General features: G+C 63.2%; 15 protein-coding genes. 14 read left to right on the top strand and 1 reads right to left on the bottom strand.

From position 1 onward, the window contains the following. Positions 1 to 228: 228 nt before the first annotated feature. From EKL29_RS02655 to cobA, 6 genes are read left to right on the top strand one after another with little or no spacing between them, the layout of a single operon-like run. The gene (locus EKL29_RS02655) at positions 229 to 1,494 is read left to right on the top strand and encodes a CmpA/NrtA family ABC transporter substrate-binding protein (protein WP_126688787.1); all 1,266 of its coding nucleotides are present in this window, start codon (positions 229 to 231) and stop codon (positions 1,492 to 1,494) included. Beyond that, the gene (ntrB, locus tag EKL29_RS02660) at positions 1,491 to 2,357 is read left to right on the top strand and encodes a nitrate ABC transporter permease (protein WP_126688788.1); all 867 of its coding nucleotides are present in this window, start codon (positions 1,491 to 1,493) and stop codon (positions 2,355 to 2,357) included. The genes EKL29_RS02655 and ntrB overlap by 4 nt, the downstream gene beginning before the upstream one ends. 9 nt (positions 2,358 to 2,366) lie before the next feature. Continuing rightward, positions 2,367 to 3,155, top strand: coding sequence for an ABC transporter ATP-binding protein (locus EKL29_RS02665; protein WP_126688789.1), 789 nt, complete (start codon positions 2,367 to 2,369; stop codon positions 3,153 to 3,155). Between the two features lie 10 nt (positions 3,156 to 3,165). Next, the gene (gene nirB / locus EKL29_RS02670) at positions 3,166 to 7,230 is read left to right on the top strand and encodes a nitrite reductase large subunit NirB (RefSeq protein WP_126688790.1); all 4,065 of its coding nucleotides are present in this window, start codon (positions 3,166 to 3,168) and stop codon (positions 7,228 to 7,230) included. Beyond that, positions 7,227 to 9,827 (top strand): nitrate reductase, encoded by a 2,601-nt coding sequence (locus tag EKL29_RS02675; protein ID WP_126688791.1) that lies wholly within the window; start codon positions 7,227 to 7,229, stop codon positions 9,825 to 9,827. The genes nirB and EKL29_RS02675 overlap by 4 nt, the downstream gene beginning before the upstream one ends. A gap of 11 nt (positions 9,828 to 9,838) precedes the next feature. Next, positions 9,839 to 10,639: a uroporphyrinogen-III C-methyltransferase gene (cobA, locus tag EKL29_RS02680; RefSeq protein ID WP_126688792.1), complete on the top strand. Its 801-nt coding sequence runs from the start codon at positions 9,839 to 9,841 to the stop codon at positions 10,637 to 10,639. Here cobA and EKL29_RS02685 read toward each other — a convergent pair. Further along, a complete protein-coding gene (locus tag EKL29_RS02685) occupies positions 10,636 to 11,454 on the bottom strand; it encodes a DeoR/GlpR family DNA-binding transcription regulator (protein ID WP_126688793.1) in 819 nt (272 codons plus the stop codon). The two genes, cobA and EKL29_RS02685, sit on opposite strands and share 4 nt — an antisense overlap. A gap of 380 nt (positions 11,455 to 11,834) precedes the next feature. Here EKL29_RS02685 and EKL29_RS02690 point away from each other — a divergent pair, with 380 nt between their 5' ends. The 8 genes from EKL29_RS02690 to EKL29_RS02725 all read left to right on the top strand — a co-directional run bounded on the left by EKL29_RS02690 (position 11,835) and on the right by EKL29_RS02725 (position 19,804). After that, complete coding sequence (locus EKL29_RS02690) at positions 11,835 to 12,632, top strand: GolD/DthD family dehydrogenase (RefSeq protein WP_120452316.1); 798 nt, start codon at positions 11,835 to 11,837, stop codon at positions 12,630 to 12,632. Positions 12,633 to 12,689: 57 nt separating this feature from the next. Next, the gene (locus tag EKL29_RS02695) at positions 12,690 to 13,625 is read left to right on the top strand and encodes a D-ribose ABC transporter substrate-binding protein (RefSeq protein ID WP_120452318.1); all 936 of its coding nucleotides are present in this window, start codon (positions 12,690 to 12,692) and stop codon (positions 13,623 to 13,625) included. A gap of 45 nt (positions 13,626 to 13,670) precedes the next feature. Beyond that, positions 13,671 to 14,282 (top strand): DUF2291 family protein, encoded by a 612-nt coding sequence (locus tag EKL29_RS02700; protein ID WP_120452320.1) that lies wholly within the window; start codon positions 13,671 to 13,673, stop codon positions 14,280 to 14,282. 9 nt (positions 14,283 to 14,291) lie between these two features. Beyond that, positions 14,292 to 15,824, top strand: coding sequence for a sugar ABC transporter ATP-binding protein (locus tag EKL29_RS02705; RefSeq protein ID WP_126688794.1), 1,533 nt, complete (start codon positions 14,292 to 14,294; stop codon positions 15,822 to 15,824). A 52-nt stretch (positions 15,825 to 15,876) separates the two neighbouring features. After that, positions 15,877 to 16,944 (top strand): ABC transporter permease, encoded by a 1,068-nt coding sequence (locus tag EKL29_RS02710; RefSeq protein ID WP_126688963.1) that lies wholly within the window; start codon positions 15,877 to 15,879, stop codon positions 16,942 to 16,944. Positions 16,945 to 16,956: 12 nt separating this feature from the next. Then, the gene (locus EKL29_RS02715; protein WP_120452326.1) at positions 16,957 to 17,754 is read left to right on the top strand and encodes a glucose 1-dehydrogenase; all 798 of its coding nucleotides are present in this window, start codon (positions 16,957 to 16,959) and stop codon (positions 17,752 to 17,754) included. 165 nt (positions 17,755 to 17,919) lie between these two features. Further along, positions 17,920 to 19,362 carry a YchO/YchP family invasin gene (locus EKL29_RS02720; protein ID WP_126688964.1) on the top strand — a complete coding sequence of 481 codons (1,443 nt, stop codon included), beginning with the start codon at positions 17,920 to 17,922 and terminating at the stop codon, positions 19,360 to 19,362. 79 nt (positions 19,363 to 19,441) lie between these two features. Beyond that, positions 19,442 to 19,804 (top strand): hypothetical protein, encoded by a 363-nt coding sequence (locus EKL29_RS02725; RefSeq protein ID WP_126688795.1) that lies wholly within the window; start codon positions 19,442 to 19,444, stop codon positions 19,802 to 19,804. Positions 19,805 to 19,817 lie beyond the last annotated feature (13 nt).

Below are 19,817 nucleotides of genomic sequence, written 5' to 3' on the forward strand. Positions count from 1 at the left end.
CGTTAGCGAAGTGCATCCGTCTGGCTTAGCCGCGCCAGAAGCCGCGTCGCCGCGGGCTGTGCAAGCTGGCACGCTCTTTGCTCTGATTTAAATGAAGCTGGTTAAATGAATTCGCACGTGTTTCGCCAATGGCGGCGAAACACGTGCTCTGGATAAAGGCGTCCATCCGCATGCGCAGGCATGTCGGTCGGACGCCTTTTTTTATTCTCTTTTTTCAGGAAGCGAGCGATGAGCCACTCCTCTTTTTCCGCCTCACGGCGCAAGTTATTACTCGCCAGCGCCGCCGCTGGCGGCGCATATCTGCTGCCGGGTCTGCGCAACGCCGTCTGGGCCGCCGGGTCAGACGCGCCGGAAAAGGCCAGCCTGCGCGTCGGCTTTATCCCGCTCACCGACTGCGCGCCGGTGGTGATGGCGGCGGTGAAGGGCTTCGATAAAAAATATGGTCTGACGCTGCAGCCGAGCAAAGAGGCGAGCTGGGCGGCGGTGCGCGACAAGCTCACCTCCGGCGAGCTGGACGCCGCCCACGCGCTTTACGGCATGATCTACGGCCTGCAGCTGGGCGTGGCGGGGCCGCAGCATGATATGGCCAGCCTGATGACGCTCAACAACAACGGCCAGGCGATTACGCTCTCCAGCCAGCTAAAGGCCCAGGGCGTCACCGACGCCGCCAGCCTGAAGCGGGCGGTAGCGGCCCAGCCCAAAGGCGCTTTTACCTTCGCGCATACCTTTCCCACCAGCACCCATGCCATGTGGCTTTACTACTGGCTCGCCAGCGCGGGTATTCATCCCTTTGACGACGTGCGCACCCTGGTCGTGCCGCCGCCGCAGATGGTGATGAATATGAAGATCGGCAATATGAGCGGCTTCTGTGTCGGCGAGCCGTGGAACCAGCGCGCCATCAGCGACAACATCGGCTTCACCGTCGCGACTTCACAGCAGATCTGGCCGGATCACCCAGAGAAGATCCTCGCCACCCGCGCCGAGTGGGTCAAAACCTTTCCTAACAGCGCCCGCGCGCTGACCGCTGCGGTGCTGGAGGCGGCGCGCTGGATAGACGCCTCCGACGATAACCGCCGCGAAACCGCCGCGGTGCTGGCGCAGCGCGCCTGGATCAATACCCGGGTTGAAACCCTTGAAGGACGCATGCTCGGGCAGTATCAGGACGGTCTCGGCAAAAGCTGGCAGGAGACCCATCCGATGCGCTTCTTCCACGACGGCGCGGTGAGCTTTCCCTGGCTCTCCGACGGCATGTGGTTCCTGACCCAGATGAAGCGCTGGGGCATGCTCAGCGCCGAGCCGGACTACCTTGCGGTGGCGCGCCAGATCAACCGTATCGACATCTACAAACAGGCGGCGTCCGCCGTCGGCAACGTCGCGCTGCCGCAAAGCGAACTGCGCAGCAGCACCCTGATAGACGGCAAGGTATGGGACGGCAGCGATCCTGCCGCTTACGCCGCAGGTTTCGCCCTGAACCGCCAGGAGAAGCAGAAATGAAAAAAACCGCTCAGATAAGCGCGCCGACGGCCGTCGAGTCCGGCACCGTCGTCACCCTCAAGCTGACACCGAAACGCGCGGTCCGTACGCCCCGTCTGCGTCCGCTGATGCAGCGCCTGATCCCGGCGCTGTGTGGTCTGCTGTTGATGCTGCTGGTGTGGCAGATCGCCGCGCTGTGGAGCAGCGGCTTTCCGACGCCTTACGCCACCTGGCAGGCAGCGCTGACGCTGTTCGCCGATCCCTTTTATAACGCCGGGCCGAACGATCAGGGCATCGGCTGGAACGTGCTCGCCTCGCTGCAGCGCGTCGCCGTCGGGTTTGGGCTGGCGGCGCTGGTGGGGATCCCCGCGGGCTTTCTGCTGGGCCGCTTCACCTTTGTATCGCGCATGTTCAGCCCCATCGTCGCGCTGCTGCGTCCGGTCAGCCCGCTGGCCTGGCTGCCCATCGGCCTGCTGCTGTTTCAGCGCGCAGAGCCCGCCTCCAGCTGGACCATTTTTATCTGCTCCATCTGGCCTATGGTGATCAATACCGCCGAAGGGGTGCAGCGTATTCCGCAGGACTACCTCAACGTGGCGCGCGTGCTGCAGCTTTCAGAGTGGACGGTGATGCGCCGCATCCTCTTTCCCGCGGTGTTGCCTGCGGTGCTGACCGGCGTGCGTTTGTCGATCGGCATCGCCTGGCTGGTCATCGTCGCCGCCGAAATGCTCACTGGCGGCCTCGGCATCGGTTTCTGGATCTGGAACGAGTGGAACAACCTCAACGTGGAGAACATCCTCATCGCCATTCTGATTATCGGCGTGGTGGGGCTGTTGCTGGAGCAGGGCCTGATGCTGCTGGCCCGTCGTTTTACCTGGGACAAATAAGGAGCCGCTATGTCACCGATTATTCGCGTTCAGCAGGTCAGTCAGCGTTTCACGACGGCGGGCGGCGACTTCCTCGCCCTGGATAACGTTTCGTTCGACATTCACGAAGGAGAGACCCTCAGCCTGATTGGGCACTCGGGCTGCGGCAAATCGACGCTGCTCAACCTGATCGCCGGGCTGACCGCGCCGAGCAGCGGCGTGCTGCTGTGCGACAACCGCGAAATCGCCGGGCCAGGGCCGGAGCGCGCGGTGGTGTTTCAGAACCATTCGCTGCTGCCCTGGCTGACCGCCTGGCAGAACGTGGAGCTGGCGGTGCGGCAGGTGTTCAACGGCCGCATGGATAAAGCGGAAATGGCGGAGTGGATTGAGCACAATCTGAACCGCGTGCAGATGAGCCATGCGATGCACAAGCGTCCCGGCGAGATCTCCGGCGGCATGAAGCAGCGCGTCGGCATTGCGCGCGCGCTGGCGATGAAGCCGCGCGTCCTGCTGCTCGACGAGCCGTTCGGCGCGCTTGACGCCCTGACGCGCGCGCATTTGCAGGAGAGCGTGATGCGCATTCAGCAGGAGCTGAACACCACGATCGTGCTGATCACCCACGACGTCGACGAGGCGGTGCTGCTCTCTGACCGGGTGCTGATGATGACCAACGGCCCGGCGGCGAAGGTGGGCGAGATACTGAATATCGATCTCCCCAGGCCGCGTTCGCGGGTCGCGCTGGCGGATGACGCGCGCTACCACCAGCTACGCCAGCAGATCCTGCATTTCCTTTATGAAAAACAGACCTCGGCAGCCTGAGGAGCCGCATATGAAGCAACGGCTGCTGGTGGTGGGTAACGGCATGGCGGGAATGCGCATGGTGGAAAGCCTGCTGCGCCTCGCGCCGGATCGTTACGCCATCACGGTGATCGGACGCGAGCCGCACGGCAACTATAACCGCGTGCTGCTCTCGCCGGTGCTGGCGGGTGAGAAAAGCTTCGAGGAGACGCTGATTCACACGCGCGACTGGTACCGGCGACAGGGCATCACGCTGCTGGCGGGCGAAAGGGTGCAGGCGGTCGATCTCGCTGCGCGTCGGCTCCGCACCGATCGGCGCGCGCTGGCGTGGGATCGGCTGGTGTTTGCCACCGGATCGCGCCCGCGGCTGCCCGCCATACCCGGCATTGCGCAGCCGCAGGTCTACGGCTTTCGCACAAAAGAGGATGTCGATGCGCTGCTGGCCGGCGCGGGGCCGGTGGTGGTGCTGGGCGGCGGTTTTCTCGGTATCGAGGCCGCTGCCGCGCTGCGCGCGCAGGGGCGCGAGGTGACGCTGTTGCACCATAAAGCCTGGCTGCTGGATCGCCAGCTGGATGCCCAGGCGGGGGCGCTGCTGTGCAGGCAGCTGGAATCGCGCGGCCTGCGCGTGGAGCTTAACAGCGGACTGGCTGAGGTGACCGCAGCGGGCGTCGTACTGGCAGACGCCCGCACGCTGCCCGCCGCGCAGGTGGTGATCGCCATCGGCGTTGAACCAGAGATCGCCGTCGCGGCGGCAGCGGGTGTGCCCTGTCGGCGCGGCATCCTGGTGGATCGCCAGCTGCGCAGCGCATTACCCGACGTCTACGCGCTCGGCGAATGCTGCGAAATCAGCGGCGAAACCTTTGGTCTGGTGGCGCCCTGTCTGGCGCAGGCGGACGTGCTGGCGGCGCAGCTGGCCGATCGGCCGATCGCTGATTTCCGTTACCAGGAAAGCGGCACCCGCCTCAAGGTGAGCGGTATCTCGCTGTTCAGCGCGGGCGATATTCGCGAGGCGGAGAGCTGCACCAGCTTCGATCCTCTCTCCGGCGACTATCGCCGTCTGTTTCTGCGCGACGGTCGCCTGTGCGGCGTGCTGCTTTACGGCGACTGCCAGCAGGCCGCGCCGCTGCTGGCAAAACTACAGGCGGGCGATAACGCCGCTCTTCACACCCTTTTTGATAATCAACCCGAAGCGCAGCCGCAGGCTGCAGGAAGCCCGATGATGAGTAAACCGGTATTAGCCGTGGTCGGTCACGGCATGGTCAGTCACCATTTCCTTGAGCAGCTGGTGGCGCGCGCGCTGCATCAGCGCTATCAGATCGTGGTCTACGGCGAAGAGCGGCAGCCCGCCTATGACCGCGTGCATCTCTCCTCCTTTTTCGACGGCAAAAGCGCGGCGGATTTATCGCTGGTCGATGAGAACTTTTTTGCCGCGCACGGCATAGAACTGCGCAGCGGCTGTCAGGTCGTCGCTATCGATCGTCAGCAGCGCAGCCTGCGCGACAGCCGCGGCGACGAGCTGGCATGGGACAAGCTGGTGCTCGCCACCGGCTCACGCGCCTTCGTGCCGCCCATCCCCGGCCACGACGACGCGCGCTGCTTCGTCTATCGCACGCTGGACGATCTCGACGCCATCTCCGCCTGCGCGCGCGGCAGCCGTCGCGGCGTGGTAATCGGCGGCGGCCTGCTGGGGCTGGAGGCGGCCAACGCGCTGCGTCAGCTCGGGCTGGAGACGCATGTGGTCGAGTTCGCGCCGCGCCTGATGGCGGTGCAGCTGGATGAGGGCGGTGCGCAGATGCTGCGGCGGAAAATCGACGCGCTCGGCGTGCAGGTGCATACCGCTAAGCAGACGCAGCGCATCGACCGCCAGGCAGACGGCAGCCTGACGCTGCACTTCGCCGACGGCGAAACCCTGTCCACCGATCTGCTGCTCTTCTCGGCGGGCATCCGTCCGCGCGACGAGCTGGCGCGCGAGGCGGGATTAACCCTCGGCCCGCGCGGCGGCATTGAGATCAATGACCTCTGCCAGACCAGCGACGACGCGGTGTTCGCCATCGGCGAGTGCGCGCTCTGGAACGGGCAGGTCTTCGGCCTGGTGGCACCCGGCTACCAGATGGCGCGGGTGCTGGCCGGGCACCTCGCCGACGAGGCGAGCGCCTTTAGCGGCGCGGATATGAGCACCCGTCTCAAGCTGCTTGGCGTGGAAGTCGCCTCGTTCGGCGATGCGCATGGCCGCACTCCAGGCAGTCAGAGCTACTTCTGGACTGACGAACCTAAAGGCGTCTACAAGAAAATCGTCGTATGCGGCGACGGTAAGCGCCTGCTTGGCGGCGTACTGGTGGGCGACAGCGGCGACTACAGCACGCTGCTGCAGCTCATGCTGAATCAGATGGCGCTGCCCGATGCGCCGGAGAGCCTGATCCTGCCCGCGCTGGCGGGCGCGCCGGCCCGTACATCGGGCGTGGCGGCGCTGCCTGAGAGCGCCCAGGTCTGCTCCTGCCATAACGTCAGCAAGGGCGACATCTGCGCCGCCGTGCAGAGTGGCTGCGGCGATCTGGCGGCGGTGAAGCAGTGCACCCGTGCGGCCACCGGCTGCGGCGGCTGCTCAGCGCTGGTCAAACAGGTTATGGAGAGCGAGCTGGCGAACCTCGGCGTCGAGGTGAAAAAGGATATTTGCGAGCATTTCGCCTGCTCGCGTCAGGAGCTTTATCACCTGATCCGCGTCGGCGAGCTAAAAAGCTGGGACGCCCTGCTGGCGGCGCACGGGCGCGGCCACGGCTGCGAGGTCTGCAAGCCGCTGGCGGCGTCGCTGCTTGCCTCCTGCTGGAATGACTACCTGCTCAAACCGGCGCACCTGCCGCTGCAGGACACCAACGATCGCTATTTCGCCAATATCCAGAAAGATGGCACCTATTCCGTGGTGCCGCGCGTACCGGGCGGCGAGATCACGCCGCAGGGGCTGATCGCTATCGGCGAAGTGGCGGCGCGCTACGATCTCTACACCAAAATTACCGGCGGCCAGCGTATCGATCTTTTTGGCGCGCGGCTGGACCAGCTGCCCGCCATCTGGGAAGCGCTGCTGGCGGCGGGCTTTGAAACCGGTCACGCCTACGGCAAATCGCTGCGCACGGTAAAATCCTGCGTCGGCTCCAGCTGGTGCCGCTACGGCGTGCAGGACTCTACCGCCTTCGCCATTGCGCTGGAGCACCGCTACAAAGGGCTGCGTGCGCCGCACAAGATCAAGATGGCGGTGTCGGGCTGCACCCGAGAGTGTGCCGAAGCGCAGAGCAAAGATATTGGCGTGATCGCCACCGAGAAGGGCTGGAATCTCTACGTCTGCGGCAACGGCGGCATGAAGCCGCGCCATGCCGATCTCTTCGCCAGCGATCTCGACGACGAGACGCTGATCCGCTACGTCGACCGTATCCTGATGTTCTATGTGCGCACTGCCGACCGGCTGCAGCGCACCAGCGTCTGGATGGATAACCTCGAGGGCGGCCTCGACTATCTGCGTCAGGTGGTTATTGAGGATAGCCTGGGCATTGCGGCGACGCTGGAGACGGAGATGCAGCGCGTGGTCGCAAGCTACCAGTGCGAATGGCAAACCACGCTGGCGGATCCGTCGCGGCGCGCGCTCTTCACCGCCGCAGTCAACAGCGATCGGCCGGACGAGACGCTGCACTACGACCGGGTGCGCGAGCAGCGCCAGCCTGCGGCGCAGTCGCATATCCCGATACTACAAATGCCCGCCGAACCCTGGAGCGCGCTGTGCGATTTTACGGCGGTGCCGCCGCAGGCGGGCATTGGCGCGCGGCTCGGCAGTGAGCGCATCGCGCTGTTCCGCTTCGGCGACGCGCTTTACGCGCTGGAGGATCGCGAGCCGGGCAGCGACGTCAGCGTGCTGTCGCGCGGCATTCTTGGCGATGTGGCGGGTGAGCCGGTGGTGATCTCGCCGCTTTATAAACAGCGCGTGCGGCTGCGCGACGGACAGAGCCTCGACAACCCGCAGCACCAGCTGCGCTGCTGGCCGGTGAAGCTGGAAGCGGGGCGCATCTGGGTGGCGAACCGGCCGCTGAAGCTGATGGCGGAGGCCTCATGAATACCACCTGTCCCTACTGCGGCGTCGGCTGCGGCGTCAGCGTACGCGCCGACGGCACGGTCACGGGCGACGCCAGCCATCCGGCGAACCTCGGGCGACTGTGCGTCAAGGGTGCGGCGCTGGGCGAAACCCTGCACGCCAGCGGACGGCTGCTGTGGGCGCAGGTGGATGGCGAACGCGTGTCGCTCGATGCGGCACTGGAGAGCGCCGCTGTACGCCTGCGCGCCATTATCGATCGGCACGGCCCGGAAGCGGTAGCGATCTACGCCTCCGGGCAGCTGCTCACCGAGGATTACTACGTCGCCAACAAGCTGATGAAGGGCTATCTCGGCGCGGCCAATATCGACACCAACTCGCGACTCTGTATGGCCTCGGCGGTGGTGGGCTATAAGCGCGCCTTCGGCGCGGATGCGGTGCCCTGCTGCTATGAAGATTTCGCCGAGGCGGATCTGGTGGTGCTGGCAGGCTCTAACGCCGCCTGGACGCATCCGGTGGCGTATCAGCGGCTGGTACAGGCGAAGCAGCAGCGCCCGGCGATGCGCGTGGTGGTTATCGATCCGCGCCGCACCGCAAGCGCCGATCTGGCGGATCTGCACCTGCCGCTGCGGCCGGGTAGCGACGGCGCGCTGTTCAGCGGCCTGCTTAACTGGCTGGCGCAGCATAACGCCATCGACAGCGAGATGCTGCCGCACCTGAACGGCGTCGCGGAGACGCTGGAGGCTGCGCGGCCCTGGACGCTGGCGCGCGCGGCAGATGCCTGCGCGCTGGATCGCGACCAGCTCGCCCAGTTCTATCAGCTGTTTACCGGCAGCGATCGCGTGCTGACGCTCTGGTGCATGGGCATCAATCAGTCAGCGAGCGGCAGCGACCACAACAACGCTATCCTTAACGCCCATCTGCTGAGCGGCAAGCTGGGCCGCGCGGGCTGCGGGCCATTCTCGCTGACCGGTCAGCCTAATGCCATGGGCGGACGCGAGGTGGGTGGACTGGCAAATCAGCTGGCGGCGCATATGGGTTTCAGCGACGCGGAGTGTGACCGGCTGCAGCGCTTCTGGGGCAGCCCGACGGTGGCGCGTCGGCCTGGCCTGACCGCCGTCGCGCTGTTTGAGGCGGTGGCGCGCGGCGAGGTGAAGGCGGTGTGGATCCTGGGCACCAACCCGGCGGTATCGATGCCCGAAGGCAACCGGGTAGCGCAGGCGCTTGCCGCCTGTCCGCTGGTGATCGTCTCCGACGTGATGGCGCATACCGACACCACGGCCTTTGCCGATATTCTGCTGCCCGCCCTCGGCTGGGGCGAGAAAAACGGCACCGTCACCAACTCCGAACGACGCATCTCGCGCCAGCGCGCATTTGCGCCGCCGCCCGGCGAGGCGAAGCCGGACTGGTGGCTGCTGGCGCAGGTGGCGCAGCGGCTCGGCTTCGGCAATGCCTTTGGCTGGCAGCATCCGGCGGAAATCTTTCGCGAACATGCCGCGCTTTCCGGCTTTGAAAACCAGGGGCAGCGCGCCTTTGACATCAGCGGGCTGGCGCCGCTCAGCAACGAGGCGTGGGATCGGCTGAAACCGGTGCAGTGGCCGGTTAACGCGCGCTTCCCGCAGGGCTGCGCCCGGCTGTTCGGCGATCGCCGCTTTTTCCATGCCGACGGCAAAGCGCGGCTGCTGCCCTGCGCCGCGCCGCTGGATGATCTGACCAGCGAGGCGTATCCGCTGCTGATGAACAGCGGGCGCATTCGCGATCAGTGGCACACCATGACGCGCACCGGCAACGTGCCGCGTCTGATGCAGCATATCGACGAGCCTTTTATCGCGCTGCATCCCGCGACAGCGCGGAGCCGGGGCCTTGTCAGCGGCGAGCTGGCGCGGGTGCAGTCGACGCATGGCTGGATGATCGGGCGGGTGCGTTTCGACAGCGGTATGCGGCTTAACGAGCTGTTTGCGCCGATGCACTGGAACCGCCAGTTTGCGCTGCAGAGCAACGTCGATGCGCTGGTGACGGCGCGCTGCTGTCCTGCGTCGGGCCAGCCGGCGCTGAAGCAGACGGCGGTGCGTATCCAGCCGCTGCGTACCGGCTGGCAGGGCTGGCTGTGGCAGCGCGAAGTTGCTGCGCCGTCCGGGCTGCGCTACTGGGCGCGCGCGCCACAATCGGGCGCGCAGCGGCTGACGCTGGCGGGCGATGGCAACGCGAGCGACTGGGCGCAGGCGCAGCTGGCAACCCAGGGTATGCAACTCCAGTTGGCGCAGGGCGCGGCGGGAGAGTATCGGCTGCTGGCATGGCGCGCGGGCGAACTGCAGCTGGCGTTCTACGCCGCGCCGCGCCTGCCGCTGCTCGACCATGAACTTATCGCCGCCGCCTTTCGCGCACCGCCCGCCGACGCCGCCGGGCGTTTTGCGCTGCTGGCGGGCCGGGCGGCGCAGGGCAACAGCGCGGGGCGCATCATCTGCAGCTGCTTCGGCGTCGGCGAAACGGCGATCAGGCAGGCCGTGGCGCAGGGCTGCGACTCGCCTGCGGCGCTGGGCGCCGCGCTGAAGTGCGGCACCAACTGCGGCTCCTGCCTGCCTGAACTGAAACTGCTGTTATCAACGCCGGCGACGGCGTAACGGAGAACTCTATGACCAACGCGATCGATTCACTGAATAAACTTTTGTCGCCGGGCGAAGGAGAAGGGCGCGTCTGGCTGGTCGGCGCGGGGCCGGGCAACGTCGAGCTGCTGACGGTAAAAGCGCTGAGGCTGCTGCATCAGGCGGAGGTGGTGGTCTATGACCGGCTGGTGAGCGAGGCGGTGATGGCGGAGGTACCAGCCTCGGCGCTCTGTATCGACGTCGGCAAGCAGCCAGGCCGCCACGGGCTGAAGCAGGGCGAGATCAATCAGCTGCTGGCGGATCTGGCGCGCGGCGGCCGCGAGGTGGTGCGTCTGAAAGGCGGCGATCCCTTTATCTTCGGGCGCGGCGGCGAAGAGCTGGCTTTTCTGCAGCAGGCGCAGGTGCGCTGCGAGGTGGTGCCCGGCATTACCGCCGCCGTGGGCTGCGCCGCGGCCAGCAATATTCCGCTGACGCACCGCGACTGCGCCCAGTCGCTGCGCCTGATCACCGGCCACGGCAAACTCGGCGAGCCGCAGCTGGCGGATCGGGCGTTCAGCGACGCCCGCGAGACGCTGGTGTTTTATATGGGACTGCGCTGGAGCGCCTCGATCGCCGCGCAGCTTCAGCGCCAGGGCCGCGCGGGCGATACGCCGGTGGCGATTATCGAGAACGGCACGCGAGCGGATCAGCGGGTGTTGATCACCTCGCTGGCCGGGCTGGCGCAGACGGTAGAGGAGCAGCGGCCGGTCTCTCCGTCGCTGCTGATCGTCGGCGAGGTGGTGCGCTACGCGTCAGCCGCGCAGCAAAGCGCCGCCGTCGCTCAGGCTTAAACCGCCCGGCGCTGCGCCTGCGGCAGCGAGGCCACCAGCACGTTGACGCCGAGCGCTTCAAAGGCGGCGATCTGCGCCGCGCTGATGCCGTCATCGGTGATCAGATAGTGGATATGGCTCCAGTCGCAGGGCAGCGCGAACATCGACACCTTGTCGATTTTGCTGGAGTCCGCCACCACATAAACCGTACTGGCGGAGTTGATCATCGCCATTTTCACTTTGATATCGGTTTCGCTGGGAAAGCTGAGGCCCAGGCGCGGTGAAATGCAGGCGGTGGCGAGGAACAGCTTTTGCGCCAGCACGTTTTCAAAAAAGCGCGCCGCCTTTTCGCCAGAGGTAGAGAGCGTCGGGAATTTAAAGGTGCCGCCGGTGAGCAGAATGTTGATGCCCGGTTCGCCGCCCAGCTTCAGGGCGATATTGACCGCCGTCGTCACCACCGACAGACGGCGAATATGGCCGATCGCCTCGGCGATAGCGGTAGTCGTGGTGCCTGAATCGAAAATCACCGTGTCGCCATTTTCGATATGCTGCGCCGCCAGACGTCCAATCGCCTCTTTCTCTTCCAGATGAGTTTGCCGCTCCAGCAGCAGCGCGCCGGTATTTTGCTTGCCGGTCATCAGCGTCGCGCCGCCGTGATAGCGCTGCACAAAGCCCTGCTTTTGCAGCATTCTCAGGTCGGTGCGGATGGTGGCCTCCGTCAGGCCGAAGACTTCCGTCAACGCCTTAACCGTCACCGTACCGTCTTCGCGGATCATCTCCAGAATCTTTTCACGACGCTGCTGCATATCGGCAAGCTGCTCAATTTTGCTTTTCAATCGAAATGCTCCCTCTTCTCAAACCCGGTCTTTTCGGGCGAGTACACGCCTGTCGCTGAGTTTACCCCGCACTTTTAGCGAATGCGAGACGACCCATCGTTGTTTTTGTTTTCGAACGAAAATGATTTGGCCGCATGTTATTGAATGTGCTGGGTTCACGTAGCGTCTTTATCCATGCCGCGCCTGAGCTGTATACGCTATATCACGCTAAAACAAGGGGATAAAAATAATTACTACGAGGTGTATGAAATTTGATCTCACCCACATACCATTGCGTTTCGATAGCTTATATTTTTGTTCGAAAGTCAAATATCCCGTAAGCCCGGAAAAAATTCGTTTTTAACTGGACCGGTCGCCCGCATGAGACAAGAGAGGAACAGATGAGCAGCGAATATGACGTAAACCTGCGCTACGGCGTCGACAGCAACCTGGATCTTGGCGGCAAAGTGGCGGTGGTGACCGGCGGGTTAGGGGGCATCGCCATGGCGAGCAACGAGATGCTGCTGGCGAAAGGCGCACGTCTGGCGCTGCTCTATCCCCCTTTCGAAGCGGAAAAGGTGGCCAGCCTGCGCGACGCTTTCGACGCCGATAAGGTGCTGTTTGTCACCTGCGACGTCACCGATCCGGCCTCGGTGGAGCAGGCGTTTGATGAAGTGGCGCGCCACTACGGCCAGATCGACATTCTGATCAACTGCGCCGGCTACGTGATGCTGCAGCCGGTGCTGGAGACCGATTTCGCCGAATGGCAGAAGCAGATCGCCGTCAATCTGACCGGGCCTTTTCTCTGCGCACAGGCGGCGGGCAAACGCATGGTCGCGGCGGGCAACGGCGGCAAAATCATTAATATCGCCTCGCAGGCGGCTTCGATCGCTATCGACAATCACGTCGCCTATACCTCCGCGAAAGCGGGCCTGCTCGGCATGACCAAAGTGATGGCAAAAGAGTTTGCGCCGCACCGCATCAACGTTAACACCCTCTCGCCCACCGTGGTGCTGACGCCGATGGGCGAAAAAGCCTGGCGCGGCGAAAAGGGCGAACAGATGAAAAAGCTGATCCCCTTAGGGCGCTTCGCCTACACCGACGAAATCGCCGCTGCCGTGCTGTTTTTCGCCAGCAACGGCAGCGACATGATTACCGGCGCCGATCTGATGATCGATGGCGGTTTTACCATCTGGTAAGGCAACACCTCACCCCTGAAGCGTCACGACCCTACAACTAAAAGAGAGAACATCATTATGAAAATCCGCTCCCTGTTGTGCACCGCCATAGCCGCCAGCCTCTTCTCCAGTGCCGGTTTCGCGGCGGAAAAAGGCACCATTATGATCCTCGTTAACTCGCTGGATAATCCCTACTACGCCTCGGAAGCCAAAGGCGCCAACCTGAAGGCGCAGGCGCTGGGCTACAAAACCTCGGTGCTCTCCCACGGCGAAGATGTGAAGAAGCAGAGCGAGCTGATTGACGCCGCCATCGGTAAAAAAGTGCAGGGCATTATTCTGGACAACGCCGACTCTACCGCCAGCGTCGCCGCGATTAAAAAAGCCAAAGACGCCGGTATTCCGGTGGTGCTGATCAACCGCGAAATCCCGGTGGATGACGTGGCGCTGGAGCAGATCACCCATAACAACTTCCAGGCCGGTTCCGACGTCGCCACCGTGTTCGTCGAGAAGATGGGCGAGAAGGGCAAATACGCCGAACTGACCTGCAATCTGGCGGACAACAACTGCGTAACGCGATCTAAATCCTTCCATCAGGTGCTGGACCAGTATCCCGATATGCAGAGCGTGGCGCGGCAGGATGCAAAGGGCACCCTGATCGACGGCAAGCGCATTATGGACAGCATCCTGCAGGCGCATCCGGATGTAAAAGGGGTGATCTGCGGCAACGGTCCGGTGGCGCTGGGCGCGATTGCCGCCCTGAAGGCGGCGGGACGCGACGACGTGACCGTGGTCGGCATCGACGGCAGCAACGACGAACGCGACGCGGTGAAGGCCGGCACGCTGAAAGCCACGGTTATGTTGCAGGCGCAGGCCATCGCCGCGCAGGGCGTTACCGACCTGGATAACTTCATTCAGAAAGGCACTAAACCGGCGAAGCAGCGCGTAATGTTCCGCGGCATTTTGATTACGCCGGATAACGCCAGCGGCGTGCAGGACTTCAACTTTAAGTCGTAATTAATCGCAGCGGCGCCCATGCCCGGCGGGCGCCAGGAGAAACGAATGGACAGACGACTCTGGCTTCTGCTTCCCATGATGGTGCTCAGCGGTTGCCGCATTGTGTCGCAGCAGGAGCTGGCGGATCTGAAAAATCCGCCTAATCCAAAGATGGCGAACATCGCCCGGACGTGGCGTGAGCAGCTGGTGCCGCAGGTGCAGCACGACGCGAAACCGGCGGACGAGCTGTTGAAGGCGCTGCAGTCGGCGAAAGATTTCGATACCGCCTGTAGCACCCTCGGCTACCGCAGCCAGGCGGAAAACCCCTGCGTCTTTAGCGTCAGCGTCAGCGGCGAAGTAACAGCGGTCAATACCACGTCGCGCAACGGCCGCATGACGGTGAAAGATCGCTCCGGCGAAAACGTAACGGTGCAGACCGGCCCGATTATCCCCGGCACCGCGCTGCGCGACGCCTTTAAAGGGGCGAGCTATCAGGACTTCAACGATCAGGTGCTGTTCGGCGACTACGGCCGCGCCATCAATCAGCAGGCCTCCAGCATGATGACCGCCTTCAAACCGAAAGTGGGCGACAAGGTTCAGCTGACGGGCGTGTTCAGCAGCTGGGACGTGCCGCAGCAGATCCCTAACGTGACGCCTGTCGCCATCGCGCGGCAGTAAGGAGCGGTTATGCAGCATTCCCAGACGGACGCGGCCAGCGAGGTGATTATTGAGACGCGCGGCCTGTCGCGCATCTATCCCGGCGTTACCGCGCTCGATCAGGTCAACTACCGCGTCTACCGCAACAAGGTCAACGTGCTGATTGGCGAAAACGGCGCGGGCAAGTCCACCATGATGAAGATGCTGGCTGGCGTGGAGACGCCTTCCAGCGGCGAAATCCTGCTCGACGGTCAGCCGGTGTCACTCTCCTCGACGCATCAGGCGGAAAAACAGGGCATCAGCATTATTTTTCAGGAGCTGAACCTGTTTCCCAACATGAACGTGATGGACAACATCTTTATCGCCAATGAGTTCTTTCAGCGCGGGGTTATCAATGAGAAGTACCAGTACGCGCTGGCGAAATCGCTGCTTGAACGGCTGGAGCTGGATGTCGATCCTCGCGCGCCGCTGGGCGAGCTGGGCATCGGCCATCAGCAGATGGTGGAGATCGCGCGGGCGCTCTCCAAAGACACGCGCGTGCTGATTATGGACGAGCCGACCAGCGCGCTCAGCCAGTCGGAAGTCAAGGTGCTGTTCAACGTTATCGACCAGCTGAAGCGGCGCGGCGTCACCATTATCTATATCTCACACCGGCTGGAGGAGCTGATGGAGATCGGCGACCACATCACCATTTTCCGCGACGGCCGCTTTATCAGCGAGCGCGACGTGCGCGACGCCAGCGTGCCCTGGATTATTGAGCAGATGGTCGGCGACAAGAAAAAGCACTTCGACTATCAGGCGGCGCCGCAGGGCGAAACGGTGCTGGAGGTGGAGGGCCTTACCGCACTGCATCAGAACGGCGGCTACCGGCTGAACGACGTCAGCTTCTCGCTGCGCAAAGGCGAGGTCATCGGCATTTACGGCCTGCTGGGGGCGGGACGCACCGAGCTGTTTAAGGGGCTGATCGGTTTGATGCACTGCCAGGCGGGCAAGGTGCGGCTGGCGGGCAGCGCGCTGGAGCGATGCAGCTTTCAGCAGCGGCTGAAGCGCGGCATCACGCTGGTGCCGGAGGATCGCCAGGGCGAGGGCGTGGTGCAGCTGATGTCGATCACCGCCAACATGACGCTGACCGATCTCAGCCTGCGCGGTTTCCGCCGCGCGCTGCGCCTGCTGCATCCCGCGAAAGAGAAGCAGCGCGTGGACGAGATGATCCAGCACCTGGCGATTAAAGTCAGCGATCCTGAGCTGCCGATCACCTCCCTGAGCGGCGGCAATCAGCAGAAGGTGGTGCTGGGCAAGGCGCTGATGACCGGGCCGAAGGTGGTGCTGCTGGATGAGCCAACGCGCGGCATCGATGTCGGCGCGAAAACCGACGTCTATCACCTGATCGGCACGCTGGCGCAGCAGGGACTGGCGGTGATGTTCTCCTCTTCCGAACTGGATGAGGTGATGGCGCTGGCGGACCGCGTGCTGGTTATGGCCGATGGACGTATCACTGCCGATTTAACCCGCGCCGAAGCGACGCGCGAAAAACTGATTACGGCCTCGACGCCGCATGACTAGCCGCGGGTTTCCGCGGCATGACGGGCGGCTGTGACCGCCTGCAGGAGAGATGATGAACCAAAAATACCTGCTCTATATGTACCTGCTGAAAGCGCGCACCTTTATTGCGCTGCTGATTGTCATCGGCTTTTTCAGCGTGATGGTGCCGAACTTTCTTACGCCGTCGAACCTGCTGATTATGACGCAGCATGTCGCCATTACCGGACTGCTGGCGATCGGCATGACGCTGGTGATCCTTACCGGCGGCATCGATCTTTCGGTCGGCGCGGTGGCGGGCATCTGCGGCATGGTGGCGGGCGCGCTGCACACCAGCGGCGTGCCGCTGTGGCACGGCAATACCCTGTTTCTTAACGTGCCGGAGGTGATCCTCGCGGTGGCGCTGTTCGGCGTGATTATCGGGCTGGTGAACGGCGCGGTGATCACCCGGCTCGGCGTCGCGCCCTTTATCTGCACCCTCGGCATGATGTACGTAGCGCGCGGCGCGGCGCTGCTATTTAACGACGGCAGCACCTACGCCAATCTGGTCGGCATACCGGCGCTGGGCAACACCGGCTTCGCCTTTCTCGGCTCCGGCACGCTGCTCGGCGTCTATCTGCCGATCTGGCTGATGGTGGCCTTTCTGCTGCTCGGGCTCTATCTGACGCGCAAAACGCCGCTGGGCCGTTATATCTACGCCACCGGCGGCAATGAGTCGGCCGCACGGCTGGCAGGCGTGCCGATCGTAAAAGTGAAAATTTTCGTCTACGCCTTCTCTGGCCTCTGCGCCGGGCTGGTGGGGCTGGTAGTCGCGTCGCAGCTGCAAACCGCGCACCCGATGACCGGCAACATGTTTGAGATGGATGCTATCGGCGCCACGGTACTGGGCGGTACGGCGCTGGCGGGCGGCCGCGGGCGCGTCTCCGGCTCGATTATCGGCGCGTTCGTTATCGTCTTCCTTGCCGACGGCATGGTGATGATGGGCGTCAGCGACTTCTGGCAGATGGTGATCAAGGGGCTGGTGATTGTCACCGCCGTGGTGATCGATCAGTTCCAGCAACGGTTACAAAGCAAAGTGGTGCTGCTGCGTCGCCATGAAAAAAAGCAGCAGTCGACATCGGTATCTGAAGTCAGTCATGGATAAGCGGAGGGCAATATGACGCGTAATTTTCAAGGACAAACCGTAGTGATAACCGGCGCCTGTCGCGGCATCGGCGCGGGCATCGCTGAGCGCTTTGCGCGCGACGGCGCGAACCTGGTAATGGTGTCCAACGCCGAGCGGGTATTCGCCACCGCCGAGGCGCTAAAAGGGCAGTACGGCAGCGAGATCCTCGCGCTGCAGGTGGACGTCACCGATGAAGAGGCGGTGCAGCAGCTTTACCAGCAGGCGTTTGAGCGCTTTGGCCGGATCGATGTTTCGATTCAGAACGCAGGCGTGATCACGATCGATCGCTTCGACGCCATGCCGAAAGCGGACTTCGAGAAGGTACTGGCGGTCAACACCACCGGCGTCTGGCTCTGCTGTCGCGAAGCGGCGAAGTATATGGTGCAGCAGAACGGCGGCAGCCTGATCAATACCTCGTCGGGCCAGGGGCGACAGGGATTTATCTACACGCCGCACTATGCGGCCAGCAAGATGGGCGTCATCGGCATTACCCAGAGCCTGGCGCTGGAGCTGGCGCCCTGGCATATCACCGTGAACGCCTTCTGTCCCGGCATTATCGAAAGCGAGATGTGGGATTATAACGATCGCGTCTGGGGCGAAATCCTCAGCACCGGGCAGAAAAAATATGGCAAGGGTGAGCTGATGGCGGAGTGGGTACAAAATATTCCGCTGAAGCGCGCCGGCCAGCCAGAGGATGTCGCCGGGCTGGTGGCGTTCCTCGCCTCTGAGGATGCGCGCTATATTACCGGCCAGACCATCAACGTCGATGGCGGGCTGATTTTCTCCTGATTCGCTTTCTCTGCTGGATAAGCGGCGTGCTTATCCAGCCTGTTCTCGCCTTTCTCCGCTGTTTTTCCCGCTTTTCCTGCAAATAAATCCTGCTGTGTTAAAATAAATTTCATGCATTTTGTGAGACAGGTCTCGTTAATTAGCCGAAAAACGCCTTACTACGCTATGTTTTTTCACCCCAATACCCGGCTGTTTTTTCCTTTCTGTCTGGTCGCTGCGGCGATTCTTTCCAGCGTGCCTGCTGCTCAGGCGTTCACTGACAGCGCCTCCGTCGCGGATGCGCCATTCGACGATCCAACGCGCTTTAACCAGCAGCTGGCGGCGCTGCCGTCATTGGGCAACGCGCAGGGCGACGACGAGTGGAACAAGCGCCTCGCTGCTATCGCCAAAAGCATCGGCGAAGCGAGCCAGAACAGCGACAACAGCACCAGCTTCGGCCAGCAGGCGGGCGTGTGGGCCTTTAATCACTTTCGCGACGAGGTAGCGAACCGCGTCGAAAGCGAAGGGAAGTCGCTGCTGTCGCCCTACGGCAATGCGCAGCTCGATCTGATGGTGGATATGCAAGGCAGCTTTACCGGCACCGGCGGCGATCTCTTTACCGCGCTGGCGGACGAGCGCAGCCATCTGACCTTTAGCCAGGTGGGGGTGCGCGACACCAGCGACGGGCTGGTGGGCAATGTCGGGCTGGGCCAGCGCTGGGTTACCCCAGACTGGCTGCTGGGCTATAACGCCTTTCTCGATCGCAGCTTTGAGATTGGCCAGCAGCGCGCCTCGCTCGGCACCGAAGCCTGGAATGAAAATCTGCGCTTCTCCGCTAACTACTATCACCCGCTGGGCAGCTGGAAGAACAGCGGCGAAACGCAGCAGCAGCGCATGGCGCGCGGCTACGACATCACCACTCAGAGCTATCTGCCGTTCTATCGTCAGCTGGGCGTCTCGCTGAGCTGGGAGCAGTACCTGGGCGACAACGTCGATCTGTTCCACAGCGGCAACCGCTATCATAATCCTTCCGCGCTGTCGCTCGGCGTCTCCTATACCCCGGTGCCGCTGGTGACCTTCTCCGCCAGCCATAAAACCAGCAGCGCGGGCGAGACGCAGGACCAGCTGGGCCTGAAGCTCAACTATCGCTTCGGCGTGGCGCTGAGCAAACAGCTGGAGGCGAGCAACGTCGACGAGGCGCGTTCACTGCGCGGCAGCCGCTACGATCGCGTCACGCGTTCAGATACGCCGGTGCTCGATTTCCGCCAGCGCAAAACGTTGTCGGTGTTTCTCGCCACGCCGCCCTGGCAGCTGACGCCGGGCGAAAGCCTGCCGCTTAAATTGCAGATCCGCCACAGCAATCCCATTAAGGCAGTGAGCTGGCAGGGCGATACGCAGGCGTTGAGCCTGACGCCGCCGGGGGATAACAGCCAGCCGCAGGGCTGGAGCCTGATCGTGCCCGCGTGGGATGATTCACCAGGCGCCAGCAACGAATATCACCTGTCAGTGACGCTGGAGGATGATAAACAGCAGCGCGTCACCTCGAACTGGATTACGCTGAAGGTGCAGCCGCCGATGCGTCTGGATGCGGGGCAGGCGTCCGATCGCTTCGATATCATGGCGCTCTGAGCCTGTTCTGAGGAAAGCTCAACTCAGCGAAGGCGCCAGGTCTTTTCGCCTTACTCTTTTCCTTCAGGCTGGTAATGAAATGAAACGCATCTCACTTTGTCTGTTTAGCTGTTTTTTATGCGGCTGCGTCGATGTGGGCCAGGTCTCGCTCCATCCGCAAACCACAACCGGCTACTTTTCCGCCTATCGTGGTGAGGTTGAATCCTGTCTGGAGAATGAAGCCCTGCGCCAGCAGCACCAGCTGCAAAAAGACGACCCCTTGCCGGGCGGAACAGACCGCTTCAATCTTCTGAATTCGCAGTCAGAGGTGGTCGCCTGGATTGAGGTGGCGCCGTTCAGCAACAGAGAAACCAGCGTCCAGTTCTATTACGCGCCCGATAAACCTGAAACTAAAAGCGTCGTCGCAGCGCTTATTTCCCGCTGCGGCAGCATCCGGGAATAGCCAGCCCGTGCGG

It is taken from the genome of Pantoea sp. YU22, from assembly GCF_003970755.1.
Lineage (GTDB): Bacteria > Pseudomonadota > Gammaproteobacteria > Enterobacterales > Enterobacteriaceae > Pantoea > Pantoea piersonii.